Origin of the sequence: Paenibacillus sp. FSL R5-0519, from assembly GCF_037974275.1 — a bacterium.
Lineage (GTDB): Bacteria > Bacillota > Bacilli > Paenibacillales > Paenibacillaceae > Paenibacillus.
The window spans coordinates 4,918,815-4,944,872 of the sequence record NZ_CP150234.1 but is presented as its reverse complement, the minus strand read 5'-3'; the positions used below and the strand labels follow the sequence as shown (position 1 = coordinate 4,944,872).

Annotated in this window: 23 protein-coding genes; 14 read left to right on the top strand and 9 right to left on the bottom strand. The window is 47.3% G+C overall.

From position 1 onward, the window contains the following. The first annotated feature begins 92 nt into the window (after positions 1-92). A complete protein-coding gene (locus MKY73_RS22335) occupies positions 93-1,637 on the top strand; it encodes a cobyric acid synthase (protein WP_339308693.1) in 1,545 nt (514 codons plus the stop codon). Between the two features lie 265 nt (positions 1,638-1,902). Here MKY73_RS22335 and MKY73_RS22330 read toward each other — a convergent pair whose 3' ends face one another. After that, positions 1,903-3,603 carry a methyl-accepting chemotaxis protein gene (locus tag MKY73_RS22330; protein ID WP_339303519.1) on the bottom strand — a complete coding sequence of 567 codons (1,701 nt, stop codon included), beginning with the start codon at positions 3,601-3,603 and terminating at the stop codon, positions 1,903-1,905. 351 nt (positions 3,604-3,954) lie between these two features. Here MKY73_RS22330 and MKY73_RS22325 point away from each other — a divergent pair, with 351 nt between their 5' ends. The 3 genes from MKY73_RS22325 to MKY73_RS22315 all read left to right on the top strand — a co-directional run bounded on the left by MKY73_RS22325 (position 3,955) and on the right by MKY73_RS22315 (position 6,980). Continuing rightward, a complete protein-coding gene (locus MKY73_RS22325) occupies positions 3,955-5,352 on the top strand; it encodes an L-cystine transporter (protein ID WP_339240459.1) in 1,398 nt (465 codons plus the stop codon). 373 nt (positions 5,353-5,725) lie between these two features. Next, positions 5,726-6,409, top strand: coding sequence for a queuosine precursor transporter (locus MKY73_RS22320; RefSeq protein ID WP_339303518.1), 684 nt, complete (start codon positions 5,726-5,728; stop codon positions 6,407-6,409). A gap of 217 nt (positions 6,410-6,626) precedes the next feature. Next, positions 6,627-6,980, top strand: a complete 354-nt coding sequence (locus MKY73_RS22315; protein ID WP_339303517.1) for a hypothetical protein — start codon at positions 6,627-6,629, stop codon at positions 6,978-6,980. 130 nt (positions 6,981-7,110) lie between these two features. On the opposite strand, the gene MKY73_RS22310 is transcribed toward MKY73_RS22315, so the two are convergent. Further along, the gene (locus tag MKY73_RS22310) at positions 7,111-8,199 is read right to left on the bottom strand and encodes a Xaa-Pro peptidase family protein (RefSeq protein WP_339303516.1); all 1,089 of its coding nucleotides are present in this window, start codon (positions 8,197-8,199) and stop codon (positions 7,111-7,113) included. A 271-nt stretch (positions 8,200-8,470) separates the two neighbouring features. Between MKY73_RS22310 and MKY73_RS22305 the strand changes: the two genes are divergently transcribed. Beyond that, the gene (locus MKY73_RS22305) at positions 8,471-9,685 is read left to right on the top strand and encodes a PQQ-dependent sugar dehydrogenase (RefSeq protein ID WP_339303515.1); all 1,215 of its coding nucleotides are present in this window, start codon (positions 8,471-8,473) and stop codon (positions 9,683-9,685) included. A gap of 313 nt (positions 9,686-9,998) precedes the next feature. On the opposite strand, the gene MKY73_RS22300 is transcribed toward MKY73_RS22305, so the two are convergent. Both MKY73_RS22300 and MKY73_RS22295 read right to left on the bottom strand, forming a co-directional pair. Further along, entirely contained in the window at positions 9,999-10,757 is a 759-nt protein-coding gene (locus MKY73_RS22300) for an MBL fold metallo-hydrolase (RefSeq protein WP_339303514.1), read from the bottom strand. A gap of 29 nt (positions 10,758-10,786) precedes the next feature. After that, entirely contained in the window at positions 10,787-11,329 is a 543-nt protein-coding gene (locus MKY73_RS22295) for a hypothetical protein (RefSeq protein ID WP_339303513.1), read from the bottom strand. A 104-nt stretch (positions 11,330-11,433) separates the two neighbouring features. On the opposite strand from MKY73_RS22295, the gene MKY73_RS22290 reads away from it, so the two are divergent. Continuing rightward, positions 11,434-12,297 (top strand): SDR family oxidoreductase, encoded by an 864-nt coding sequence (locus MKY73_RS22290; protein ID WP_339303512.1) that lies wholly within the window; start codon positions 11,434-11,436, stop codon positions 12,295-12,297. Positions 12,298-12,344: 47 nt separating this feature from the next. Here MKY73_RS22290 and thrS read toward each other — a convergent pair whose 3' ends face one another. The 3 genes from thrS to MKY73_RS22275 all read right to left on the bottom strand — a co-directional run bounded on the left by thrS (position 12,345) and on the right by MKY73_RS22275 (position 17,337). Beyond that, positions 12,345-14,345, bottom strand: coding sequence for a threonine--tRNA ligase (gene thrS, locus MKY73_RS22285; protein ID WP_339303511.1), 2,001 nt, complete (start codon positions 14,343-14,345; stop codon positions 12,345-12,347). A gap of 473 nt (positions 14,346-14,818) precedes the next feature. Then, the gene (locus MKY73_RS22280) at positions 14,819-16,579 is read right to left on the bottom strand and encodes a HAMP domain-containing sensor histidine kinase (RefSeq protein WP_339303510.1); all 1,761 of its coding nucleotides are present in this window, start codon (positions 16,577-16,579) and stop codon (positions 14,819-14,821) included. Beyond that, on the bottom strand, positions 16,576-17,337 hold the full coding sequence (locus MKY73_RS22275; RefSeq protein ID WP_339303509.1) for a response regulator transcription factor: 762 nt from the start codon (positions 17,335-17,337) through the stop codon (positions 16,576-16,578). Before MKY73_RS22275 ends, MKY73_RS22280 begins: the two co-directional genes overlap by 4 nt. 220 nt (positions 17,338-17,557) lie before the next feature. Between MKY73_RS22275 and MKY73_RS22270 the strand changes: the two genes are divergently transcribed. Both MKY73_RS22270 and MKY73_RS22265 read left to right on the top strand, forming a co-directional pair. Further along, positions 17,558-18,658, top strand: a complete 1,101-nt coding sequence (locus MKY73_RS22270) for a M23 family metallopeptidase (RefSeq protein ID WP_339303508.1) — start codon at positions 17,558-17,560, stop codon at positions 18,656-18,658. Between the two features lie 95 nt (positions 18,659-18,753). After that, a complete protein-coding gene (locus MKY73_RS22265) occupies positions 18,754-19,257 on the top strand; it encodes an N-acetyltransferase family protein (protein WP_339259684.1) in 504 nt (167 codons plus the stop codon). A 133-nt stretch (positions 19,258-19,390) separates the two neighbouring features. Here the strand turns inward: MKY73_RS22265 and MKY73_RS22260 are convergent, their stop codons facing one another. Then, on the bottom strand, positions 19,391-19,882 hold the full coding sequence (locus tag MKY73_RS22260) for a DinB family protein (RefSeq protein WP_339303506.1): 492 nt from the start codon (positions 19,880-19,882) through the stop codon (positions 19,391-19,393). A gap of 284 nt (positions 19,883-20,166) precedes the next feature. On the opposite strand from MKY73_RS22260, the gene MKY73_RS22255 reads away from it, so the two are divergent. The 6 genes from MKY73_RS22255 to MKY73_RS22230 all read left to right on the top strand — a co-directional run bounded on the left by MKY73_RS22255 (position 20,167) and on the right by MKY73_RS22230 (position 25,493). Continuing rightward, complete coding sequence (locus MKY73_RS22255; protein ID WP_339259688.1) at positions 20,167-20,586, top strand: hypothetical protein; 420 nt, start codon at positions 20,167-20,169, stop codon at positions 20,584-20,586. Then, complete coding sequence (locus tag MKY73_RS22250) at positions 20,583-21,872, top strand: ammonium transporter (RefSeq protein WP_339303505.1); 1,290 nt, start codon at positions 20,583-20,585, stop codon at positions 21,870-21,872. The genes MKY73_RS22255 and MKY73_RS22250 overlap by 4 nt, the downstream gene beginning before the upstream one ends. 149 nt (positions 21,873-22,021) lie before the next feature. Further along, positions 22,022-22,963 carry a YwqG family protein gene (locus MKY73_RS22245; protein ID WP_339303504.1) on the top strand — a complete coding sequence of 314 codons (942 nt, stop codon included), beginning with the start codon at positions 22,022-22,024 and terminating at the stop codon, positions 22,961-22,963. 391 nt (positions 22,964-23,354) lie between these two features. Next, on the top strand, positions 23,355-23,813 hold the full coding sequence (locus tag MKY73_RS22240) for a DinB family protein (RefSeq protein ID WP_339303503.1): 459 nt from the start codon (positions 23,355-23,357) through the stop codon (positions 23,811-23,813). 107 nt (positions 23,814-23,920) lie between these two features. After that, entirely contained in the window at positions 23,921-24,877 is a 957-nt protein-coding gene (locus tag MKY73_RS22235) for an aminoglycoside phosphotransferase family protein (RefSeq protein WP_339303501.1), read from the top strand. A gap of 64 nt (positions 24,878-24,941) precedes the next feature. Then, positions 24,942-25,493: a DUF2569 domain-containing protein gene (locus tag MKY73_RS22230; protein ID WP_339303500.1), complete on the top strand. Its 552-nt coding sequence runs from the start codon at positions 24,942-24,944 to the stop codon at positions 25,491-25,493. Between the two features lie 103 nt (positions 25,494-25,596). Here the strand turns inward: MKY73_RS22230 and MKY73_RS22225 are convergent, their stop codons facing one another. Continuing rightward, the gene (locus MKY73_RS22225) at positions 25,597-26,055 is read right to left on the bottom strand and encodes a threonine/serine exporter family protein (protein ID WP_339308691.1); all 459 of its coding nucleotides are present in this window, start codon (positions 26,053-26,055) and stop codon (positions 25,597-25,599) included. Positions 26,056-26,058: the final 3 nt, after the last annotated feature.

Genomic DNA, 26,058 nt, shown 5'->3' with positions numbered 1-26,058 from the left:
TGAGGTTGGCAGCAAGGTGATCTGGAGATAACACGTAGACAGGGGGAGAGATCGTGGAGAGTAAGCTTGTACAGCAAACAGCAGCAGTACTCATGCTGCAAGGGACGGCTTCTGATGTGGGCAAAAGTGTCATTACAACGGCATTATGCCGTATATTCAAGCAGGATGGCTTCAAGCCAGCCCCGTTCAAGTCACAGAATATGGCGCTGAATTCCTATGTGACGGAAGATGGCAAGGAGATTGGTCGGGCCCAGGGGGCCCAGGCCGAAGCCTGCGGTATTGAGGCGACAACCGATATGAACCCGATCCTGATCAAGCCGGTGCGGGACATGCATTCGCAGATCGTGGTACACGGTGTACCTTTTGCCCAGATGAGTGCTTCGGACTATCGTCAGCATTTCCTGCCTGAAGCAAAGCAGACGGTTATGGATGCGTTGAACCGGCTACGGGATACCTATGATATTGTGCTGATGGAAGGGGCAGGCAGTCCTGCCGAGATCAATCTGAAGGATCGGGATATCGTCAATATGAATCTGGCAGGTTGGGCTGATGCACCGGTAATTCTGATCTCTGATATTGATCGGGGCGGGGTATTTGCTTCCATCGTTGGCACATTGGAGCTGTTAGAGCCGCATGAGGTCCAGCGTGTGAAGGGTTTTATCATCAACAAGTTTCGCGGCGATCTGTCCCTGTTGCAGCCTGGACTCGATTGGCTCGAAGAACGGACAGGCATTCCAGTATTAGGTGTATTGCCTTACATAAGAGATATTCAGATTGAAGCAGAGGATTCAGTGGTGCTGGACTCCATGCGTCATGGGAAATCCGGCAAAACCGAGCTGGATCTGGCGGTGATCCGATATCCGCGAATTTCCAACTTTACAGACTTCGATGCACTTTCCCGTGAGCCGGATGTGAATGTGCGTTACGTGACATCGCCAGAGGAATTGGGCAGTCCGGATGCCATTCTTCTGCCGGGTACGAAGGATACGATAGGGGATCTGGGATTTCTGCGTGAGTCTGGTCTGGAGCAGGCAATCGCCAGCCAGACCGAGCGTGAGCATGTCCAAATCGTAGGCATATGTGGCGGATACCAGATGCTGGGACGTCATCTGAAGGACCCATTTGCTGTGGAGGCAAATCAGATTCAGGAAGCGAAAGGACTTGGCTGGCTTCCGCTATCGACAACGTTTCTTCAGAACAAACAGACGGTTAGAGCTTCCGGTCGAGTGCAGCCTGATCATCCTGTTCGTCTGTATAGTGAACAAGATGCAGCTGACGCTTCATTACCTGTAAACGGATATGAGATTCATATGGGTGTTACGGAGTGCCACGAGCCGGAGCATGTCACCGGATTGTTTGAAATCTCCCATCCAGGTGGTGAATCATTCCATGAAGGCTGGGGCACAACGGATGGCAGGGTGTGGGGAACTTATCTGCATGGTTTGTTTGAAAGTGATCAATTCCGACGTTCATGGCTGAATGGTTTACGTGTTGGAAAAGGACTGGTTCCGCTTCAGGAGACATACAGTGCGCATGAACGTAAAGAGATGGAGTTCGATCGGGTAGCCGAATCATTGCGTTCGGCATTGGATATGCAGCGTGTGTACGAGATAATGGGTATTAAGTTACCGGAGTGAGCGGGAGAACAGAGTCAACAGCCGATCTGAGCGAGAAAACATCAAGTGATATATCAGTATGGGAATGTGATTAATACGCTCAGGTATTGATTATGAAATGGATTAAATGCATTTGTTAATCGTCATAACACAGTTCTTATACAACAATACCCCCATGTCCGACAAACCGTTCTCTGGAAACGGGATGTTAGCGGCATGGGGGTATTGTATATCCTATGATTAAATAAGGTTTAAATCAGGTGATGATGGGTTAATGGTTTACCTGTTAGTTTATTTTGAATTTCTTCATGGCGGATTGCAGCTCTACAGCTTGTTCATGCAGATGGCGAACCGTATCCGAATGTGAATCCATCTCGCTGAGTTGAAGATCTGCTGTTGAAGCAATCTGTAACATGCTCTCACGGGATTTGGACGTAATCTGTGCCGTTTCTTCCACGGACGCACTTACTTCTTCAGCACTAGCGGATACTTGTTGTGTCGAAGCAGAGACGGTCTGAATGGTCAGATTGACGTTCTGGATCAATTCATTCAGTTGCTGGAAGGCTGAGCCTGCTTGTTGAACAACAGTTGTACCTGAATCAATCTCCTGGGTAACACGGTTCATGGCATCAACAGACCGTTCAGCGTCTTCTCGAATGGTGCCCAGATAATCCGAGATTTCCTCTGTGGCTGTTTTGGATTGTTCGGCAAGTTTGCGAACTTCTCCGGCAACGACAGCGAATCCGCGGCCATGCTCTCCTGCACGTGCTGCTTCAATGGAGGCGTTAAGTGACAGCATGTTAATCTGTTTGGTGATCTCAAAAATGGAAGCTACAATGGTACCTACGGCTACCGAACGTTCATTCATGGTCTCCACATACCGTAGTGATTCACTTGCTGTCTGGCCTACACGTTCCATCTGCTCAACGGCATTCTGAGCCAGTCGGTTACCGTTAACTGCTTCATTGGCTGCTTCCCCAATCTGATCGGATACTTCGGCAGAAGATGAAGCAATATGCATGATGCCCTGCGTAATTTCCTCCATGGCTCTGGCGTTCTCGGATGCGCTTGACGCAATGCTGATGCTGCCTTTCTCTGCATCTTCTGCAGAGCGGCTGGAGTTCCGTACCATACCGGACATCGATTCAACCCGTTGAAGCAGGTCATTGGAGCCTGACACCACTTCATTGGACGTGGACAAGGCACGGCTGATCATTTCTTTCAGATTATGCGTCATCGTCTGGAAGCTTGAAGCGAGCTGGGCAATTTCATCTTTGCCTTTGATCTGGAGTTCAGCGGTCAGATCACCTTGGGATATTTGTTTACTATGTTGGACAAGCTTGATGATCGGTTTGGTTACTCTTTTGATCATACTAGTGGAGATCAGCCAACCGAGCACAAAGACTAATGCTGTAATCCCAAGACATAGCCAGAAAATCTGGGTAATCTTATCCTGAATGAATTGGGCGTCCATGCTTACAGCCATAATCATATTACTACCTGCAATTGGAATGAATGCTGCTTTATGTACACCAAAGGAATCGGAATAGACTTCGCTGATTACCATTTCTTTGCTCTCGATGGCTGTGTTCATTGCTGGCTCTACAGTGATCTCATCCTGGGCTTTCATACCCGAGGAAGAGTTGGCTATAACGACTTTGGCTGAGCCGTCCTGAATAGCAACAACGTAAGCCGCGTCTAGATTATGTTCTTTTGCTTTTTCGGCCAGATACGATTCCACGGTCATGGCAGCACCTTCTGAACCGGCTCCGCCACTCTGTACCTGTAGGATTTTGGAGGCAGAAGTATTCTTGTATATATCCTGAATGGACGTGTTTAGGACTTTGTCGAACTGCGGTAGAACGTAACTTTGAATAATATTCATCGACACGGCATAGAAACTAATACTGAACAACAGAGAAGCAACCAGCAGAACGAGGAACAAGGTGCCTCTGATTTTACCGGCAACGGTGCGATTACGAAACATATGATCATCCTTTCACGTCAAGTTCATTAACATTATCGCTTTTCCGTACTCAAAAGACCTATCTACCAATGAAGAAAGACCTAAATTATATGTTGAGAAAACTTGGGAATAAGCGGATATACCTATATTACAAAATTAACCGGAGGTTGAATAGAACAATTTTCACGAATTGGTGTATTTTTTTCAGAAATTGATGAATCTGTTACATACATATTACATAATATCAATTAATACCTACCAGAATAGTTTGTTATATGGTATATTGTAAAATGTCTTGTTGGAAGTGCAAGAAGTAGAAGATAAAATCGGATATGTTCCGGTTACACACATGCCTGAGGAGGATTTAAAGAAATGGATACTTTTCTAATCATATTGAATGTAGTGGTGATGCTTGCTTTACTTGGCATCCTCTACTGGATGCAGAAAAAGCATATCTCCTTTACGAAACGCGTATTTGCGGGTCTTGGACTGGGGGTTGTGTACGGGGTTATTCTTCAATTGGTGTACACATCAGGTTCTGATGTCGTTACGAAATCAGTCGATTGGTTCAATCTGGTCGGTTCAGGATATGTTCGTTTGTTGCAAATGGTTGTGATTCCATTGATCATGGTGTCGATCATCTCAGCCATCATGAATCTGAAGGGCAAGCAAAATCTCGGTAAGATGAGTGTTTCCATCATTGCCATTCTGTTGATCACCACTGCGATTGCCGCAGGGGTCAGCATTGTAACGAGCCTTAGCTTTAACCTGACTTCCATTGAAATTGAAGGTGGAGATCGTGAGATCGCCCAGGGTCAGAAGATGGAGGAACGTCTTGTTGATGTGAAGGATCAGACCATTCCGCAGCAAGTGCTGGAATTCATTCCTTCGAATCCATTTGCAGATATGACAGGAGAACGTCGTACATCCACACTGGCGGTCGTTATCTTCTCCGCGTTCATCGGTGTAGCTGTACTTGGACTGGATCGCAAAAAACCACAACAGGCGGAAACATTCCGAGGTATGGTTAATGCCGTATACGCGGTGGTTATGCGGATTGTAACATTGGTGCTCAGGCTTACGCCATACGGGATTCTTGCCCTTATCACCAAAGTGACGGCGACCACGAATCCGGATGAAATTCTCAAGTTGATCAAATTCGTCATTGCGTCCTACGTGGCCCTCATCGTGATGTTTATCATTCACCTGATCATCATCTCACTGTCCGGGTTCAATCCGATTACGTATGTGAAAAAGGTTCTGCCAACACTGGTATTTGCCTTCACATCCCGTTCAAGTGCAGCGTCGATCCCGCTGAATGTGGAGACACAGACGAAGAAACTGGGCGTATCGGACGGTATTGCGAATCTGTCTGCAAGCTTTGGTGCTACAATTGGGCAAAACGGCTGCGCCGGGATCTATCCGGCCATGCTGGCGGTGATGATTGCTCCGACGGTCGGCATCGACCCGCTGAGCTGGGACTTCATCGTGACGTTGATCCTTGTTGTTATGATCAGTTCGTTTGGTGTGGCAGGTGTTGGCGGCGGGGCAACGTTCGCTTCCCTGATTGTATTGTCCACCATGAATCTGCCTGTAGCTTTGGCAGGATTGCTGATCTCCGTTGAACCGCTGATCGACATGGGTCGTACAGCCTTGAACGTGAACGGGTCCATGACTTCTGGACTTGTAACCAGCAAAATTTTGAAAGAAAATGATCATGACACATTCAATGATCAGAGCCGTGAGCTGGATTCAGCTGTTCAGGCTTAATAGACTGGATTGGATAGAGGCTCGTGGCAAGATAGCTAGAGCCTTTTGCAAGCCAAGTGAGAAAAGCCGTCCTTCGGAGGAATCCGGAGGGCGGTTTTTTGTAGCCATCACATCATTAAACCTGTGCATGTTGTGTGAAGCCGTATGCTTTTTGATACTCGTGGTAAGAGAGATGGAGGTAGGAAAAGCGTAGTATGGTCGAGAGGAACACGTGGAATATAGGAGGGTCGTAGTGACTCATGCACACTTGGAGTTATTTAGTTCTGTTCATGGGACGAGAAATGTGATAGAGTATTCATGTTTTGGCCCTGAGCCAAACCGCGGTTCGTAACCATCCCGCGTAATCAAAACTAGGAAGGCAGTGTATGTATTTATGTTTAACTTAGGGTGGGGAGCGGTTTTCGTTCTCGTAACTTATGGATTCTTCCTGTTGTGTTACCGCTTGTTCGGTAAAAAAGGTCTCTATGCCTGGATTGGTGTGGCTACGGTTATAGCCAACATTCAGGTGACCAAAACGATAGATATTATGGGTATTGTACTGACGCTTGGCAACACGATGTATGTCAGCATGTACCTGACCAGTGACCTGCTCAATGAGAAATATGGACCAGGTGAGGCACGCAAAGCCGTATGGTTTGGATTCTTCACACTCATCATGACGACGGTTCTGATGCAGATGGTGTTGTTCTTTGAACCGGCACCGACGGACTTTGCACAGGAATCGATGGCGAAGTTGTTCGGTCTGCTGCCACGTCTGGCCCTCGGTAGTCTGACGGCTTACTTCATCAGTCAGTTCCTGGATGTACGATTATACTCTTGGTTACGCAAGGTAGCACCAGGGCGCAATCAGTTGTGGATTCGTACCAACGGCAGTTCGATCATCAGTTCATTTGTGGATACACTGGTGTTCTGCACAATCGCGTTTGCGTTCATCTATCCTTGGGATGTTTGGCTGGAAATCTTCCTGACGACATATATTATCAAATTCGTGTTGACTGCGGTTGGAACACCGTTCCTGTATGCTGCACGCAGCTTTAAGTTTAAGGATGAAGTTTAGACAATATTCAAAGAGGATCACTTAAAATCACCCTTTGCGCAGTCATTTGTAATTCGGACTCTGCAAGGGGATTTTTTATAGAAAACACATGTCCCCGAAACAAGAAAAACCCTTTTTACATTATTATGAAAAAGTTATAATATAAACGACCTGTCGTTTATGAGCGTATATCATTTATCATTAGCCAACAATGACTTCAACCAAAGGGGAATCGCACATGTATTCTACACTGCGTTATACACTGGAAAGCAATGGCACAACCTACGAGAATGATAGCATGAATGCCTCGTTATTGGTGGATTTGATTACCAATCTGGAATTGCAGGAATACGTAGTACTTGTACCTTCGGAGCTGGTGGAGGGAAGTATGTATTTGCAGGCTGCTGCGCTTGAGGAGCCAGGGTACATGGTGGCGGAGATTCGTTTGCAGGAAGGTGAGGGCGGTTTCCGGCATTACAGCTACAGCACAACAGATCAGACCGCGATTATTCAATGGTTTCTGGATTATTGGGGGAAGCAACAGCTGCCACAGCTGGAATCCTGGCAGGATATCACGCATGAGTTTGACTAATGCTTAATGAGTAAGCAGGAATAAGACACGTAGGATGCAGACGAAGTAATTTAAGAATATGCTTCGTATAAATAAAATCCCGCAACCCATGATATCATGGATTTGCGGGATTTTTGCGTTCACAATTGGACTAGTCGGTAAGGATTTGAAGTTCTTTTGGATATGTTGTCAGAACTTCGACACCCGTCTCGGTCACAATTACATCATCCTCGATACGCACGCCACCTGCTGCGGTATATATGCCCGGTTCAATCGTGAATACGGTACCTTCATTCAGGATATCCATATTCTCTCCATGAAGAGAAGGATACTCATGTACGTCAATACCCAGTCCATGGCCTACTCTATGCATAAAGCGCTCGCCGTATCCTGCTTCTTCCGTGACCTGACGTGCCGCACGATCCACTTCTGCGCAGGTGATGCCTGGTTTCACGATTTGGATGGCAGCTTCGTTGGCTGCGAGCACCGTGTTATAGATGGTTTTGAGTTCGGGTGAGATATCCCCAAAAGCGAATGTACGCGTGATGTCCGAGGCATATCCACCAGCATATACACCCATATCAAACATCAACAGGTCACCATGTTGCAGTTTCCGTTCACCTGGTGTACCGTGTGGCAGACCTGTTTTGGGTCCCGTGAGCACCATGGTATCGAAAGAAGGGCCATCGGCACCCAGTTTTTTCATCTGATATTCCATCTCGGCAACAAGTTCAATTTCGGTTACGCCTGCACAAACATGAGAGAGGCCTTGACGCAATGTTTCCTCGATCAGATGAATGGCGTGGCGAATGCGGGCTACCTCATCTGGTGTTTTTTTCACACGTAATGTGCGAAGCAACGGGCCCACATCTTCAAAGCTGGCAGCACCCAGAGCGGCGGTAAGCTGCTCATAACGTGCGACCGTCACGTATTCTTTTTCGAGACCGACTCGGCCCAAGCGCCCCTGGTAACGATCTAACAAAGCATATGGATTATCCGTATCCGTGTGAGTTGCAATGTTGGACACCGAGGAAGCGGCTGCCGCAGCTTCAGCGTCCAGGGCGGGTACGATCAACAGGGGCTCTTCGCCGCGTGCGAGAACCAGACCAAGGAAGCGTTCATGCGGATTGCTCGCAAATCCAGTTAAATAGTAGATATGTTTCGGATCTGTGATCAGCATGGCGTCCAAACCTTGCCCGGACAGATCGGCTTCAAGCCGCGATAAAGGGTTTTGATTCATAAGTGTAGTTGTCCACCTTTCGATTCTTACTATCTTTCTATTATAAAAGAATATGATGGAATTCCAAACTGCAGTGATTTCATGTGCTCCGAATCAATTGAATTCTCGGTTTGAGCGGCTGGTGTGAAGGGTAATACAGGGCGAAACCGCTATACATGAATAATAGCATCACAACTATAGAGAACAACATAAAAACAACACATTAACCATACGTTGAGGTTTGGCTTCGTTATTTTATACAAAAGTACGATATGCGAAGGGAGATGTAATCATGAATAATCGAGTAACCGTTCCACTGTATGCTTCATTATTAAGTGTGGCACTGTTAACAGCATCATGCTCTTCAGCCGATCCCTCTGTTGGTGGAACAGAGCAGACGTCGTCTCAGGGACAGGGAACCGGTCAGGGACAGACAGCCAATGGAGGCAACTCCGGTTCGAGTGGAACTGAGAGTGGAGCGCAGGGTGAAGCGGTTATTCCGTATCAGGCTTCCGTTCTGGTTGAAGGATTGAATGCACCCTGGGAGATTGTAAGTGTGCCTGATGGTCGGATGTTTGTAACGGAACGCCCTGGTGCAATTCGGATTATTGAGGATGGAAAACTGATCACTGAACCATTGATTGAATTCTCAGCTCCGTTCAATGAAGAAGGTGAAGGAGGGCTGTTGGGTCTTGCAGCTGATCCGGACTTTGGGGAGAACGGTTACTTGTATGCGTACCACTCCTATCTGGAAGGCGACGACATTGCCAATCGGGTGTTACGCCTCAAGGTGACTGAGGGGAAAGCCGTCATAGACAAAGAACTGCTTGGTAACATTCCAGGCGGAACGAATCATAATGGTGGGCGGATCAAGATTGGCCCGGACAAGTTGCTCTATATCACGACAGGTGAGCGGTATGAACCGGAACTGTCACAGAACGAAGATAGCCTTGGAGGTAAAATATTGCGGATTGGTCTCGACGGAGCGATCCCTGCAGACAACCCATGGCCGAATTCACCTGTATACAGTATGGGACATCGCAATGCACAGGGACTGGCATGGAACCCGGACAACGGTTACCTCTATGCCACTGAGCATGGTCAGCGTAATCATGATGAGATTAACCGGATTGTAGCTGGTGAGAATTATGGCTGGCCTGAGGTGGAGGGAGACGACGATGACAATGGCGCATATCAGGCTCCGCTTGCACATAGTGGGAATGATACATGGGCACCGTCTGGTGTAGCTTTTGTTGAAGAAGGACCTTGGGCCGGCTCACTGATTGCTGCGAATCTGCGTGGAGAGCAGTTGCTGAAGGTTACTCTTTCGGAGGATGGTACACAGGTCGAGCAGGTGGAACCGATCTTCAAAGATGAGTGGGGCCGGATTCGCAATGTGAGTGCTGGCGAGGACGGAAAGTTATATGTGCTTACGAACAATCGGGATGGACGAGGAGCGCCACGGGATGGGGATGACAAGCTGATTGTACTTACTCCGGAGAGCTGAGTCGGGATTCAGGGGGGAGATACTGTGTACATGCAGTGGTGAAATATAGCGGTGTAATATAAGATACTGCGTGCATATCGTGCGCAAGAGGTAGCTGGCATATGGTCAACATCAGTGCAGTAGTAGAATGCGTGGTGAATTAATCAAAGGAGCTGTCCCGTCAAATTCATGACTTATGGGACAGCTCCTTGATTGTAATGTATGCATCATCCTAATCCTGAAGAGGGTACAACGTAGGTGTGCCACACCAATCTACAAGATTTAAAAGGAAGCGTTATGGTCGTCAGAACATTCACAGCTCCGCGTTCTTTATTTATTCTGCGCTCTCAGAAAGTGTGGCAATACGCTGAACCGGATCGTTCGTGTACTCTCCACCGTGATAACAGAGAACCTTATTGAGCGTAAAATCTGTCAGTTTCTTCAGGCTTCGCAGTGCTTCGGGCATGTCCGGTGTCGCAGGTGGCGCAGGGCCAACCAGTTCGTCATCGACCACACGAAGTTCATCGGCTGCGAGCAGGAACTGTTGCTCTCCGAAATACAAGCAGATATGCCCTGGGGTATGTCCCGGTGTATGAATGACTTGTGTGCCTCCTTGCAGGGGTAACAGGTCTCCGTCTGCAAGCGTTCTGCTGATGTTCACTTCGGGCAGCTGCAAGAGTAGTTGGTCTGCCAGTGCCAAAACGGGCGCGGGCAGCAAAGCACGACGTTCAGGCGTGAATTTGATCAAAGGTTTCTCACCTGTTAGATATGGAATCTCATCGGCATGTGCCCAGATTTCCAGATCGGGAATAGCATCCAGAAGAGCGCCCAGATTACCGATATGATCGATGTCCTGATGGGTAATAATCACACGTTTGACGTCCGAGAGCTGTACGCCCTCGTGTTCCAATGCGGATTGAAGTTCAGTAAATTGTCCAATCATTCCCGTATCCACCAAGGTAATGCCATCTTCATCACGAAGCATGACGGGGAAGATGGGGCTGTTCCCGGAAGGTGTGGGAATCTGGAGATTTAGCACAGTTATCGAAGTGGTTGGTTGGCTCATGGTGATCCGGACTGTAGTCCGGTACACCTCCTTTTCTTTTTTAGCGATGATTGTTGTTATTCAGGGCGATTGTATTTTAAGTGTTTTCTATATTTTTTTACCGTATGGAGTAATGTTTCGAACGTTTCTTCTTCATTACTGCCATCCTTAACGATGGAGACAAACGAGAAGTTATCATGAACAAGTCTGTTCCTCGTCTGAAACACCTGGATAAGGGCTTCAGCGAAGTGTTCTTTTTCGGATTCCAGAGCAATGAACTCTTTACTCAGTTCAGCTTGAATGATCTCCATGTTGGAGCGTGCCCGATAGGCAGGAGTTTTCATCAGCTGGGTCGAATTAAACTTTTTCTGATATACGTGTCTGTACAGTTGATGTAACATCTGTTCAATGATGGCGCATAGTTCGATGACCAGTGAAGCATATCTTCGGTTTTTGCGTTTTCGGGTGAACTCACGTGTTTCTTCTTTGTCCAAAATACCGTATTTTTCATACAGCGTAGAATCAATGTTCTGCAAAATCTCCTGATATTCCTGTTCGAGTAGTGCGATTTCAAGTTTGGCTTGTTTTTTAACTTTTTTGAAGTCATCTTTGGTCAGCATACTTGTCCTCCCATGGAAACCGAGATGTGATCCTATCATTATCTCATATTGTCCGTCGTCGCGCCTCTAATTTCGGAACCTTTGGTTCAGAAGGGAAGTACCACATGTCCATTCAGACAGCAATTGTAACAGGGGCCAACTCAGGTATGGGTTTGGCAACCACCATTGAACTTGCAAAGCAAGGATATCACGTAATTATGGCATGCCGCAGTGAGAAGCGCGGACAGGATGCTCTTCAGGAGGCTGTGCGTCAGTCCGGCTCTTCTGCAATTGAATTGATGTTATGTGACCTCGGCTCACTAGAAAGTATACGCCAGTTTGCCCGCACATTCCGCGAACGTCATGATCGCCTTGACGTTCTGGTGAATAATGCGGGAGTGGTGATGATTAAGCGGAAGGAAACCTCAGATGGGTTCGAACAGAGTATCGGAATTAACCATCTGGGTCATTTTCTGCTGACTTTGCTTTTGATCGAACCTCTAAAAGCTGCAACGCAGGGACGGGTTGTGAACGTGTCGTCAGGTGCATACAAGGCCGGCAAAATCCACTTTGAAGATCCACATCTGCACAAAGGTTATAATCCGATCAAAAGCTATGCCCAATCCAAATTGGCTAATGTGTTGTTCACTCGAGCGCTGGCCCGTAAACTGTCAGGTACATCGGTTACGGTGAACTGTCTGCATCCTGGTGCGGTGGGCACGAGTATTGGTGTAGATCGCAATACCGGATTTGGCACACGCATTATGGCGTTTGTAGGCAAGCTTCCCTTTTTTCTGTCCCCTGAAGAAGGGGCGCGAACGGCTGTTTATCTGGCTACAAGCCCAGATGTTGTCGGCATCACCGGGCGTTACTTCTATCAACAGAAAGAGCAGCAGCTGAAGGCACATGCTGTTGATGATGCTTCAGCTGAGCGTTTCTGGGCATGGAGTGAAGAACAAGTTGGGCTGAAACCTGAGGAGAAGTTGTAATTCAGCACAAGCTGACAAGTGACCAATAGATAGAGTTGTTACTTCTTTTATATTTTTGCCTTCACAGCTTGTTGAACCAGTTCAATAAAAGCTTCAATACGTTGAATGCCTTGATCTCCCTGACCGTATGCACGGACAGAGGCAGATGAGGCATTTTTCTCATTCTCACCAAGCACGAGTGAATAAGGTACTTTTTCCATCTGGGCTTCACGGATTTTGTATCCAAGTTTCTCGCTGCGCAAATCTGTTTCTACCCGAATGCCTGCAGCACGGAGCTGGCTCTGGACTTGGAGCGCATAATCTGCGTAATGATCCGATACAGGCAGCAGCTTCACTTGCACAGGTGCGAGCCAAAGTGGGAACGCTCCTGCATAGTGCTCAGTCAGAATGCCAATGAAACGATCAATGGAACCGTAGATGGCACGATGGATCACGACTGGACGGTGCTTCAGGCTATCCTCACCGATGTAAGTGAGGTCGAACTTCTCCGGCATTTGAAAATCAAGCTGGATTGTTCCGCACTGCCAGCTGCGCTTCAGCGCATCAAGGATATGAAAGTCAATTTTCGGTCCATAAAAGGCACCGTCTCCTTCGTTAATGCGATACTCCACGCCCCGGCGATCCAGTACATTTTGCAATGCACGTTCCGCCTGATCCCACAGCTCTTCTGATCCCATGGAATCTTCCGGTCGAGTGGATAACTCAATCTTATATTCGAATCCAAAGATATCATACATACGGCCGATCAGTGAGATCGCCTGATTAATCTCGTCCTCGATCTGCTCTGGCATGACGTAGAGATGAGCATCATCCTGGCAGAATGTCCGCACACGCATCATGCCATTCAGGGCACCTGAGAATTCATGACGGTGAACCTGACCGAATTCCATCATGCGAATTGGCAATTCGCGGTAGGAATGGAGTGTATTTTTGAAGATCAGCATGTGACCGGGACAATTCATTGGTTTCAGTGCAAACGTTGCATCGTCCACTTCCGAAAAGTACATATTGTCCTTGTAATGCTCCCAATGGCCGGATTGCTCCCACAGCCGGTTGTTCATCATGAGCGGAGTCCGTACTTCCTGATAACCTTCCTGTAATTGCAGCTCACGCGAGAATTGCTCCAGTTCAGTACGAACAGTCATGCCTTTAGGCAGATAGAAGGGCATGCCGGGCGCTTCTTCGGAGAACATGAATAGTTCAAGCTCTTTACCGAGTTTGCGGTGATCCCGTTTTTTTGCTTCTTCGAGCATGTGCAGATGTTCATCCAGCTGGGCTTTGTTTGGGAAAGCAGTGCCGTAGATACGTTGCAGCATCTTGTTATCCGAGTTACCCCGCCAGTACGCACCAGCCACATTCAGCAGCTTGAACGCTTTGATTCGGCCAGTGGATGGGAGATGGGGACCGCGACACAGATCGAAGAACTCTCCTTGATCATAGATCGAAAGTTCGGCGTCCTCCGGCAAATCCTGAATGAGTTCGAGCTTGTAGGGGTCCTGGATTGCTCCGAAGATGCGGAGGGCTTCCTCCCGGCTAACGACCCGCCGACTGATCTTATGATTCTCCTGAATGATTTTGTTCATTTCCCGCTCAATGGCAGCCAGATCACTGATGGACAAGGCATGTTCCAGATCAACATCGTAATAAAATCCATCCTCAATGACTGGGCCGATACCCAGTTTCACTTGTTCTGCACCGTAGATGCGTTTGAGCGCCTGTGCGAGCACATGTGCTGCGCTGTGACGGTAACGATACAGGCCTTCCGCACTGTCCAAAGTAACAATGACGAGTTCGCAATCCTGCTCAAGCACCCCATCGAGATCGATATTCTGACCATCTGCAATACCGCCGATCGCCTGTTTTCCAAGACTTGTGCTGATGGATGAGGCGACTGCACCCACAGTGATGCCTGCTTCGTAAGAACGAACATCTCCACCTTGCAGACGGACCTTAATGGATTGACTGGATGGTTGCAGATCATTGGCTTGATTGTTAATTTCGTTACCTGATTTGTTGCTTGCGGAGTTACTGTTTTCCTGTTTGCTCATGTGAACCACTCTCCATTTCCTCAAATGAAAGCGCAAAAAAACACCCGTCCCGGAAAAGGGACGAGTGCGCTTGGCTCGTGGTTCCACCCTAATTTGGTTATGGTGCACTCTGCTCTCGGCCAGCCGCCGTGAACAGGAAACATCATAACCCTCATTGGAATCCGCTATCGGGGATCAGGCGGTGAACTCTACTGGCAACAAGCCGAACATCCCAAGGGGAGTCCGAGATGCTGAGGTTCGAGTTCACGGCTGCAGAGGGGTAATTCCGGTCCGTTCGCTGAAGAAGGTTTCACCAATCCCTTCTCTCTCTGGGCAGCACGCAAACGAAATCTTGTCTCTGGTCATCGCCAAATATGTTAGGTCAACTCATCAGATGATCCTGAAATGTGTTGTATTCAATATTAATATATGGGAACAGGTGTTATTGAGTGTCGATTATATAGACTGAAAATGGAAAGGTCAAGCGGAACATTTTAATTGGTTTCGGATGGACTATCCCATATTAAGCGAATGGTCGTACCTTCACCAGGTATGGACTGTACCTCAATATGCCCTTTCATCGCCTCAATCAACCCTTTGGTTACGGCCATGCCCAGCCCTGATCCAACGTCCGATGTACCTGTATCTGTACCGCGATAATATCGTTCAAATAACTTCCATACCGTCTCGGGGTCCATGCCTCGTCCATTATCGGCAAACTGAATACTGAATGCATCTGCGTGTTCACCAGAGTGCACACTGACCACGAGGATGGACTCGGGTGGATTATGAAGAAGGGCATTGGCGGTCAGGTTATCCACAATTCGTTCAAACGAAGGAATATGGACAAGTCCATACACAGGCACTTCGGAAGGTTGGAATATGATGCGACCTTCCCCATAAGCCGGGTTTCGTTCAGCGCGTTGGATCAGATCACGGAGTAACGTATTTACGTCAGTCTCTTCCACCACAGGTTGATATCCGCCACTGCGTAATCGATAGGTCATGGCAAGGTCATTGATAAGCCTGTCCATATACATGGATTTATCGAGCATAATGCCTGCGAATTCCCTGACTTCTTCCACGGTCCAGCTATATTTATCTGCTTCAAGCATATGGGCATATCCCTGGATGGAGGATAGAGGCGTCTTCAGATCGTGAGTTATGCCAGCGATCCATTCCTCCCGAAGTGAATCGGTCTGTTTCCGAAGTTCTTCATCTTGCTTCAACGTGTAGGATAGCGCCTGCATGGAGCGAAGTACTTCAGCATACACGTTATATTTTCGCTTCCACTTACCGTTACGACGCTGACTGCGAGGCACTCCGAAGGCTCCGGTAGGTTCCTCGTAATGACCTCGCTCCAGACGCTGTAACCATTGGAGCATATGCAGCATGGGCGAGCCGAATCGGTTGGCATACCAGAAGGCAAGCAAGATAAGCAGAATGATGATGGACACGATCAATATAACCAATGCCGGTTCCAGAATAAAACGGTAGGGATTCGAATTCCCTGTACCATTTGCATCGCCAGGGATGCTAATCAACCAAGTGGTTCCATTCTTCTCATCGTACCATGTAGCAGTAGACTTGCCTGATCGACTCGGATAGCGAATCTGCAAGACCAACTCCTGAAGGGTGTATTCGCTTGGTACACCCACAGCTGGTTTGTTAAAGGAGGAGAGTTCTCGTCCTGACGCATCCAATACTTGAAGGTAAGCATTAGCAGCAAGAAGGGCTTCCTGTCGGTCCGGTTGAAGAGTAAATTTCCCGTTGGTCAGAATGAGATCTGAACGAATATTATTGATGAGCGATTTGGCCGGGTTACTCTCGCCATACAACAAAGTGAAATTCTTCCCGTTCTTCTCCCGGATGAGTATGACAATCTGATAAGGGAAAGGTTTTTGATTTTCCCAATATGCAATCAATTCTCCCGGTTTATAGTGAGTAGGAACATCAGCGGGTGCGTGGTAATCATCAATGACGTTGCCTTGTTCATCCAACACTTGGAGCCAGCCTTGATATTTATCCACTTGCTTTAACAATTTGGGATCATATTTGATGGTATTGTCTGGCATGAATTCTGCTGTATTAATCAATTGATCCAGACCGTTAAGCGCAAAATCATCCACCAAATTCACTTCATTAACCTTTTGCACGACCCAGTAAGTGGCTACAGACCCAAGAAGAATGATCAGAATGACGGCTCCCGCAAGCATTCCGATAAACCGGGTCATTAATCTGCGACGAATACTCATGGGCGTGACACATGTTCCGGCTGAATGAGCTTGTATCCCAGACCTCGGACGTTAACGAGATACACTGGATTGGAAGGATCTGCTTCAATGCGTTCCCGAATGCGGTGAATATGAACCATCACGGTATTGTCATCACTGATGGCCTCTGAGCCCCAGACCCGCTCATACAGATCTGACTTGGTGAAGATGCGATTGGGATGTTTGCAGAAAAAGAGCAGCAGTTGAAACACAAGCGCCGGACAGGATACGGATTCTCCTTCAACTCGAAGCTCAGCAGCCCATTCCAGCACCTGAAATCGTCCAAAGTCGTACACGCCTTCCGGCATGCTCGGAGATGACGTATTTACGTTGGATGGAATGTGCTCCGAGATCGCAGCTGTTTTTGAAGGCAAATATCGCTTCAGTAAGGATTTAATGCGTGCAACGACTTCTAGCGGATTAAAAGGTTTGGCCACATAATCGTCGCCACCAACAGCGAATCCCGTTAATTTGTCGTAATCGGTTGTTTTGGCCGTCAGGAACAGGATGGGCGCATCGGTGACCTGCCGTAGAAAAGGACAGATTTCCAGTCCGCTTTTGCCAGGGAGCATGATGTCGAGCACGATACAATGGTACGTTTTGTTGTTGCAGGCCTCCATGGCAGCTTCGCCTGTTGTAACGGTATCAATATCGAGAAACTGCTCTTTGAGCAGAACGGTTTTGAGCATATGCAGAATAGCCTGTTCATCATCTACAAGCAGTAATGAGACGTTATCCATAGATTAAAAATGACCTCCTGATCTTTCCGTTGTGTATATTGCTAATCATACCACTCAAGAGGACTGTACAGCGTACAAGCAATCTTAACGGAATCTTAATTATGCATCACTAAGGGGCCAGCCGAGTTTAACTACTGGTAAGTTGGGGTTAGACGAAGGATAAGACTCATTCTGTACACTTAACTGGAAAGGTTAACGATTAGCAGAAGGGATGTTGAGAATGAACAGAGAAGGTCATCTGAAATCAGAGCAAAATACACATTCGAAATTACAAAATAAAAGAAGCTGGAAGGTGCTTGCAATTACCCTTGGAGCTTGCGTGATATTGTCTGCTTGCGGCAATGGCAACGCGATTACTTCCGACCAGGCGGAGCAGCAGTCAGCCGAACAGGCGTCCAATCATGAAGCGAGCGAGAACTACAATCAGGAGCAGAACTCAACTTCAGAGGTGAGCGCAGTGGTTACACCGGACAATTTCATAGATACGTTGATGAACGGTTCAAAGGATGCAATCTATAGCCAGTTTTCCCCGGAATTGAAGGAAACGGTAACGCTTGAGCAGTTTAAAACGACCGCTGATCCTTTTCTGGAGGGTGTTGAATCATGGGAGCAAGTGGTAGACGCCGAAATGAATCAATTAACCGAGGTTGCCTGGAAGGATCAGACAGGGACGAAAGGAATTCGCGCCTATTTTTCCGACGAAAATCTGATTGAGGGTCTGTCAATTCAACCGTTGGAAGCTCATGAAGACACAGATGACAAACTCACCAAAACCGAGTTCCAATTCCCGATGAAGGGGGAATGGTATGTATTCTGGGGAGGTCAAGATGTAATGTCGAATTATCATTATGAGCATGAAACCCAGCGCTATGCACTGGATATCGTTCGGACCAAAGAACAATCAAGTTATCATGGTGATGCTAAGGAAAATGAAAACTACCATGCTTTTGGTGAACCACTCTATGCTGCTGCGGATGGAACGGTCGTCGAAATCAAGAACGATATACCGGACAATGTACCGGGTGTGATGAATCCGGAAGAGCCGGCGGGTAACTATGTAGTTATTGACCATGGCAACGGTGAATACAGCATCACAGCACATATCAAGAAAGGCAGTGTTTCGGTCCAAAAAGGAGATAAGCTCAAGCAGGGAGACCTGATCGGTGAGCTTGGCAATTCGGGTAACTCCAGTGAAGCCCATCTGCACTTCCAGGTATCGGACGGCCCCGATCTGTTCACATCTCGCTCGATGAACATTCGCTGGGCTGACCAGAGTCAACAGTTAACTCGTGGCAACACAATACAGGGACTTCCAGAATAATTCTCTGTCAGAATGTAAGAGATGACGAAAACTTCTATTTTCCATTATAATATCCTCTATGATATAGAACGATCTGGAATAATGGAGGAGTATAGATGAAGCTGGAAGATGTGCAGATTGAATATGCGCGCCTGGAGGACTTACCGAGGATTGTAGAAATTTATAATTCCACTATTGAAAGCCGTATGGTAACAGCGGACTTGGAACCGGTGACAGTGGAGCAACGTGTTCCGTGGTTCGAGGACCATTCACCGGATCATCGTCCACTTTGGGTGATGAAGCAGGCAGGTCATGTGGTAGCTTGGGCAAGTCTCAGCTCGTTCTATGGACGTCCTGCGTATAATGGAACGGTGGAAGTCAGTGTATACGTGGATCAGCAATGCCGCGGAATTGGGGCTGGTGGACGTTTGCTTGAAACGGTATTTGCGGCTTGTCCTGCACTTGGAATTACGACCATTCTCGGATTTGTCTTCGGGCATAATGAACCGAGTCTGGGATTGTTGCGCAAGCATGGTTTTGAACAGTGGGGGTATTATCCCGAAGTGGCCGTGCTGGATGGTGTGAACAGAGATTTGGCTATACTAGGCAAAAAAATATAAGTGTCGTTCTTATTCCGTAACCTAATTTATACGGAACATAAGAACACTGAAGATAACCTCCAACCTATTTTATAGGATTGGAGGTTTTTTTGTCGTACATATATTCTTCACTATGTGAAAGTGTAGCTAGTGCTTATACGCCAAGTTGATGCTTAATCTCTTGAATCTGACCCAGATGACGTTCCTCATGATAACTTGCGAAGTCAATCCATTGGGTAAGATCCATCTCACCGAATACGGGATGAGGAAAGGACTTGCTGCGCAGCAGATCAGGATCGTGATCCAATGCAAAGTTATTTAACGCTTGGTGAGATTCGTCCAGATCGGTGCGTACGTCTTCGAGTGCTTCAGGCGCTGCTGGAGGCTGAAGATGGGGTGGTGCCTCGACGGAGCGGCTGCGGTCCAACGATAGTTCATATGGTTTTTTGTCCACAGAAACCATCTGTTCCTTTTCGAGTGCAAGGCGGGCTTGCTTTCCAATTACATTTTCCATCAGATTCAGATGACGAAGTACTTGCATAATACTCCATTGTTTGGGTGAAGGCTTCCGGTTCAATTGTTCTTCTTCGAGGCTCGAGACGGCTTCCCAGATTTGGCTGCGTATATCGTCATTACGAGTAAACATTGTGTGATCCTCTCCTTATATACGTTTTCTGTGATGAGGGTGTCTGTGTATGTTCATTACCCCAAATGTGGATGCTTATTCTATAAGCATAGGGGATGGAATAAGTGAATGCGAATCCAGGCAAGATTCGCCTTGTTAGATGTATTATGTGCCCAATAAAAAAAGCCGTTCTCTCTGAACGGTTCATTTCAATCTATGCCAAGTCCAAAAAAAGATTGACGGGCGAACCCCGGCAAACTATAATCGGTACAAGTAACTTGATATGTAAGGAGTCCTGACATGATATGTTAGTAATCGACGAGGTTTATCACCACACAGCATTGCAAATATCATCGTCCGATTTATTGTACCTTATCGAACGGCTGAAGGTCAAAAAAGAAAATGAGATTCAAACGCTCAAGCAGAAGATTGAACAGTTCGAACAAAAGCGTCGAGCGGAAGAGGTCGCTTATCAATCGTTGTCGACCGTACGCAAATGGTTTGCGGGACGCCCTGCAACCCATCATCAGGCGGTGGAATATATGGTTCAGGTGAAGGAACGTTTTCGCAAGATGGAACAGATTCGCAGACGCATACGTGAATTGGATCAGATTGCAGAACGAATCAAGCATCCGGACAGCATTGAGCGGGACGAGATTGAGCTAGCGCCCGATACCATCCGTGAGCTCAGACAGCTTAGTGAAACGGAGGATGTACAAGCATGACTTTGGAAACGTTAAGCACCGGGATCGATACGGTCTGGGTCGTACTGAGTGCAGCGATGATTTTATTGATGGAGGGTGGATTCGCCCTGCTCGAGGCTGGCTTTGTTCGTTATAAAAATAGTGTGAACATTATTATGAAGGTTTTTGCTGACATTACGATTGGAACGTTGCTATTCTATGCCATCGGTTTTGGACTGATGTATGGTTCGGACGTTGGTGGATTTGTGGGAGTAACGGGATTTTTCCTGAATGGGGATTTGTCTCATCTGGACGTACCGATATCGCTGGAGACATTCTGGTTGTTCCAGGCTGCTTTTACGATTGCTGTTATTTCCATCGTTTCAGGAGCGGTTGCTGAGCGGATCAACTTCCGTGCCTATCTGCTCTATATCATATTGATGACGGCAATCATCTATCCAATTGGTGGACACTGGGCATGGGGCGGCGGTTGGCTTAGTCAGCTGGGGATGCAGGACTTTGCCGGTTCGGCTGTCATCCATGCACTCGGCGGATTCTCGGCACTGGCTGCTGCAATTATCATTGGTCCGCGTAAAGGGAAATACACGCCTCTTGGCGTAAGTGCTATTGCACTTCCGAGCAATCTGCCACTGGCATCTGTAGGTGCATTTCTGTTATGGTTCGGCTGGTTTGGCTTCAATGCGGGTAGTACACTCAGCGCCACGGATGTAAGAATTGGTCACATTGCGATTGTTACGATGTTATCCGCGGCCTCAGGTGGTGCAGTTACGTTGCTGTACACGTTATTCCGCTTCAATCGTTCAGATGCACCGTCGGTCATTAACGGTTCGCTTGCGGGACTGGTCGGAATTACGGCAGGCTGTGCTTTTGTTGGCGATGTAGCCGCGATATTCATTGGGGCGGTATCCGGCTTATTGATGATGGCTGCCACCAACTGGCTGGACCGTCGGCAGATTGATGATCCAGTTGGTGCTTTCCCGGTGCATGCCGTATCCGGAATGTGGGGCACGATTGCTGTAGGTCTGTTTGCCACGGATGGTGGATTATTCATGGGTGGCGGCTGGAGGCTGCTGGGTGTTCAGGCGCTTGGCCTTACAGCACTGGTCATCTGGGGATTCGCCATGACCTGGATCGGGTTAAAGTTGATTGGCAAAATTGTGCCTGTACGATCGACAGAGGAAGAGGAAGATCTGGGTCTGGATATCAGCTATCATGGTGTGATGGCAGCTCATCAAGCCCATGAATTCCTGGACGGTGAGGAGCATATGCGTGCTTATCAGGAACAGTCCTCTGGTCCAAATCGTTAAATGGAATATAGGATAAGGAAGTAGACTGACAAGCAATGTCAGTCTCTTTTTTTGCTAGAAGCAGGGAAAGACGACCGGGCGGAAGAATATACAGGTGTGAACCTGAATATGTCTCAGCATAGGTGTATTGTCTGAAGGGGAGGATCTATATGATTAAGCCAGAACAATGTGAACGTCTGACCAGAAAAGCCCGTAAAACACTTGAGGAGTATGGTTTGGGAGTTGCTGCCGATCTGCTGTTGTCCTCAAGCCGCTGGGGAATTCGCCTCGATGTGTCCACACTGGACGAATATCGCAGGACAGGAAACTCACGTGTGGGTGGACATCCGGATTTGCCGAGTCACATGGAATGGCCCGTAACAAAAGAAGGCATTCCAATGACTTTCCTGGCCCAGTTGAACCTGGTGGATTTGTCGCCGTATACGCCGAATGATGGGCGCGGGACTTTGCCTGAACGTGGAATGTTATACTTTTTCGTTGGCACGAACGAATCTGCTTGTCCCATTGAACATCGTGTGATTTTTGAGCCGAGTTCTCATAATCTGATAAGGCGAGAACCTGAAGGGGATACCGCGCTGGATGGAGCACCGTTTGTTGCACATTCGGTGACTGTGCTGCCTAATCTTGAGTTTCCTACATATGCATATATTGACACCGCCGCACTGAACGAGCTCTCGCCGTCTCTGCTTGAGACCGATGAGACCGAAGCGGAAGTAAGTCTGTATGACCGATACCTTGAATTCGAGTCGAGCTGGAATCATCCAAGTACGCTGAACTGGGGTGGTATGTTTGGATATCCTGATGGGCAGCATCCGGATGCCGAGCATCGGGCCTTATTACAGATCGCACTGGGCGAAGAATATGATTATAATGAGCAGGCGTGTGAAGATAAGCTGACCAAGCATTACGGCGGTGATGAGGATCGGACATGGCAGGAACTATCCGATACGCTGCTGCTATTGAAGATAGATACACATGATGCGATAGGTTTTCAATGGTGGGATTGCGGGGAACTGCAATTTTTCATTCGCAAGTCTGATCTGGAGGCTGGACGGTTCGAACATACGTATTGTTCGTTATACTCAAGTTGAGCAAAGATTTGAACTCATATAAGCAACAAAATGTCCTGAATCCCGTCTATAAGAAGGAGGAAGGACTTTTTTGTTCGTAGATTGTTATATCAATTGAACTAAAGCATATTTACACTGCACACTCCGATGACAGAACAACCTTCTGATCTCTGTTATCCCCAGATTTTTTTAATTCCTTTTATAAAGGGGAAATCCGGGGTAGCGTATGCTTCCGATGTAGCTTTCTTGCAGAAAGCTTTTAGCTCCGCTTCTTCAGGCCCTTTCTGTCCTCTCCGTTTTGTGTATATGTTTTGTTCAATTTATATAGATTTGGGGTATATATTAGGGAGGGATATCTTGGTTGATAATAGAACATATGTTCTGTATAATGGAGTAAAAAGGAAGTGGGCTGTTGATTCAATCTGCGTTCAAACATATTGACGTGGCTGTAACATCGTTGATAGATATATGTGATCAGCTGTCCGAAGAAGATTTGGCTTTGACTCCAATTGAAGGTAAACGGCCTATTGGAGAACTACTAGCTCATCTGTCTATGATCTGCCGAGCGGATGTGTATATTTCGGAAGGTGCATCGAAGGAAGAAATGGCTCAATTCTATGCTGAGAATCAGGTGCATTCGCTCCGTGAGATCAAGCAGGCTCTGATCGATAACCAGATGTATCTATACGAACGATACAGGCAGTTTAACACGGAAGAGTTACTGCATGTGACGAATTCATACTGGGGAGCATCCTATAGTCGGCTGGAGTGGCTACTTGAGATTATGGGACATGTATACCATCACAGAGGACAACTGTATACGATGCTGACCTTGACAGGCAAAGAACCCGAATCAGTTCTTTTTAAATAGAAATGAGTAGAATACATACTAGCATGTTATAGGAAACATTACGGGTTAAAGTAAGAATAGACCGACGATACTGCACGTTATACGTGAAATAACGGAGGATTCGGGACGTGGAACAACACAATACATGGGATGCATCGATGAACAATACGTTGATTGACAGGTTAAAACAGATTCCTGAACTGGGTCAGGCTACACAGATGGAACCAGTTATGAAGGGGTATTCAGCGGATGCCAAATTCAAAATGTTTGTCCCTGACCAAGGCCATGTGTTGGTGAGGGTATATGATGTTGCTGAGGAATGGATGAAGCAAAAGGAATATCAATGCTTGAAGAGCATGCAACAATTAGGTGTACTATGTCCAGCAACGTTGGGCACAGGTAGATTGGATGAGAAGAACGGTTATATGATTCTTAGCTACATTGAAGGCGAAGATGCGTCCGAGAGACTGCCTCAATTGAATGAACAGCAGCAGTGGGCCGTTGGCTTGGAAGCAGGAGCACAGTTAAGGCTGATTCACCAGTTGCCGATGGAGGAACAGGTCGAATCATGGTACACACGCAAGAGCGCGAAGCATCAACGTTACATGGAGCGCTATAAACAGTGCCCTATCGTGATGAAAGAGGATCAGGCTATTCTTACGTTTATCGCAGACCATCTCGGTTGGATGAAAAATCGTCCAGATGGATTTCAGCATGATGATTTCCACCCGAGCAATCTTGTCGTTAAGCAGGATAAGTTCGCAGGAGTAATTGATTTTAATCGATATGATCAAGGGGATCCCATTCATGAATTTTTGAAGCTGGGTTTGTTTGCTTCGGAGATCAGTATTTCATATTCCATAGGTCAGATTCAGGGTTACTTCGATGGCAAAGAACCGGATGAGTTATTCTGGAGATTGTATTCACTGTATACGGCTATGGCGCTGGTGTCTTCTGTGGTGTGGATTCAGCAGGTGAAGCCGGAAGAGACACATGAGATGATGACCAGGATCGAGCGTGTCCGTGAAGATCATGATGATTTTCGCAGTTTCATCCCTCGGTGGTATACTTTGAACAGATCATGAATTACGGAAGGGAAAGGAATAATGCCGTGGCACAGCCAGCAACCATTCTAACAAGGAGGATGACATGGACCATAACTACAATAACTCGGATACAGATGCGGATATGAACTCGCTGCAACCCAAAACCGGTATCAGACCGGAACGGCCGGGTATCTCCGGATTAGGAGGATGGCTTATTTTAATCCAGATCAGTCTTTGGCTTGCGCTGGGGTTTCTCATCTCGGATGTATCGCAGGTGAATATCATCATGGACCCTGCCCGATGGGAAGTCGGCCGTGGTGTTGACCCGCATATCTACACGGAGACGATTCGTCCACTCCTGTGGTTTGGTTTCATTAGCAGCACCATTCTATTGGTGATCGTTATCGTGAATCTTATTCTTTTATATAAACGGAAGAGACTATTTCCACGCATGATGATGGTGATGTACCTGATGAATGTGATCATAAGCATCGTGACGTGGATTCTGATTGCGCGCAATGAAATCCCAAGAGAACAGCATTTGCTTGATGCAACTCCGGCTTTTCAGCTGATCGTACGATCCATTCTGACGTGCTGTATCTTCATTCCATATTTCCTGAGGTCGGTACGTGTGAAGAATACGTTTGTGAAGTAAAAAAGGATAAATTGGAATAGTAATACGTAAGGCCCGCTGGCATACAAGAGTTCATCCTGTGTGCTAACGGGCCTTACGTGTGTTAAATATGTGGGGAAAATAATCATTTTGATGATGATTTTGTCCACAGTGAGGCGGGAATTCGGCGTATCATCTGGTTTAATACCTCGGATAACACAAGGCCTACGGCAATGGCGCCGGATAACATGAGTGCTTTGGCGGCCATCTCCATGGCGGCACTGTAGTCATTTTGCACAAAACTTCGCATCGCATTATACGCCAGTCCACCAGGGACCAGAGGAATGATGCCTGCAACGCTGAAGATGATGACGGGTGCACGAAACATGCGAGAGAATATCTGGCTGATGACACCTACGGCTATGGTCGCTGCAAGTGTAGCAGGTACCGCATCCGCTGCATATTCAAGCACGATATAGATAATCCAGCCGATCATGCCCACAAATCCACCATGGAGCAGCATACGCCGGGGTGCGTTGAAGATGATACCAAACGCGGCTGAAGCGACAAAACTGGTTAAGGCTTGTTCAATAAAATGGAGCATATC

What these genes read in the sequence shown, in the direction of transcription:
- MKY73_RS22335 (WP_339308693.1), top strand. Translation starts at nt 93, where the DNA reads ATGCTGCAAGGGACGGCTTCTGATGTGGGCAAAAGTGTCATTACAACG.
- MKY73_RS22330 (WP_339303519.1), bottom strand. Translation starts at nt 3,603, where the DNA reads ATGTTTCGTAATCGCACCGTTGCCGGTAAAATCAGAGGCACCTTGTTC.
- MKY73_RS22325 (WP_339240459.1), top strand. Translation starts at nt 3,955, where the DNA reads ATGGATACTTTTCTAATCATATTGAATGTAGTGGTGATGCTTGCTTTA.
- MKY73_RS22320 (WP_339303518.1), top strand. Translation starts at nt 5,726, where the DNA reads ATGTTTAACTTAGGGTGGGGAGCGGTTTTCGTTCTCGTAACTTATGGA.
- MKY73_RS22315 (WP_339303517.1), top strand. Translation starts at nt 6,627, where the DNA reads ATGTATTCTACACTGCGTTATACACTGGAAAGCAATGGCACAACCTAC.
- MKY73_RS22310 (WP_339303516.1), bottom strand. Translation starts at nt 8,199, where the DNA reads ATGAATCAAAACCCTTTATCGCGGCTTGAAGCCGATCTGTCCGGGCAA.
- MKY73_RS22305 (WP_339303515.1), top strand. Translation starts at nt 8,471, where the DNA reads ATGAATAATCGAGTAACCGTTCCACTGTATGCTTCATTATTAAGTGTG.
- MKY73_RS22295 (WP_339303513.1), bottom strand. Translation starts at nt 11,329, where the DNA reads ATGCTGACCAAAGATGACTTCAAAAAAGTTAAAAAACAAGCCAAACTT.
- MKY73_RS22290 (WP_339303512.1), top strand. Translation starts at nt 11,434, where the DNA reads ATGTCCATTCAGACAGCAATTGTAACAGGGGCCAACTCAGGTATGGGT.
- thrS (WP_339303511.1), bottom strand. Translation starts at nt 14,345, where the DNA reads ATGAGCAAACAGGAAAACAGTAACTCCGCAAGCAACAAATCAGGTAAC.
- MKY73_RS22280 (WP_339303510.1), bottom strand. Translation starts at nt 16,579, where the DNA reads ATGAGTATTCGTCGCAGATTAATGACCCGGTTTATCGGAATGCTTGCG.
- MKY73_RS22275 (WP_339303509.1), bottom strand. Translation starts at nt 17,337, where the DNA reads ATGGATAACGTCTCATTACTGCTTGTAGATGATGAACAGGCTATTCTG.
- MKY73_RS22270 (WP_339303508.1), top strand. Translation starts at nt 17,558, where the DNA reads ATGAACAGAGAAGGTCATCTGAAATCAGAGCAAAATACACATTCGAAA.
- MKY73_RS22265 (WP_339259684.1), top strand. Translation starts at nt 18,754, where the DNA reads ATGAAGCTGGAAGATGTGCAGATTGAATATGCGCGCCTGGAGGACTTA.
- MKY73_RS22260 (WP_339303506.1), bottom strand. Translation starts at nt 19,882, where the DNA reads ATGTTTACTCGTAATGACGATATACGCAGCCAAATCTGGGAAGCCGTC.
- MKY73_RS22255 (WP_339259688.1), top strand. Translation starts at nt 20,167, where the DNA reads ATGTTAGTAATCGACGAGGTTTATCACCACACAGCATTGCAAATATCA.
- MKY73_RS22250 (WP_339303505.1), top strand. Translation starts at nt 20,583, where the DNA reads ATGACTTTGGAAACGTTAAGCACCGGGATCGATACGGTCTGGGTCGTA.
- MKY73_RS22245 (WP_339303504.1), top strand. Translation starts at nt 22,022, where the DNA reads ATGATTAAGCCAGAACAATGTGAACGTCTGACCAGAAAAGCCCGTAAA.
- MKY73_RS22230 (WP_339303500.1), top strand. Translation starts at nt 24,942, where the DNA reads ATGGACCATAACTACAATAACTCGGATACAGATGCGGATATGAACTCG.
- MKY73_RS22225 (WP_339308691.1), bottom strand. Translation starts at nt 26,055, where the DNA reads ATGCTCCATTTTATTGAACAAGCCTTAACCAGTTTTGTCGCTTCAGCC.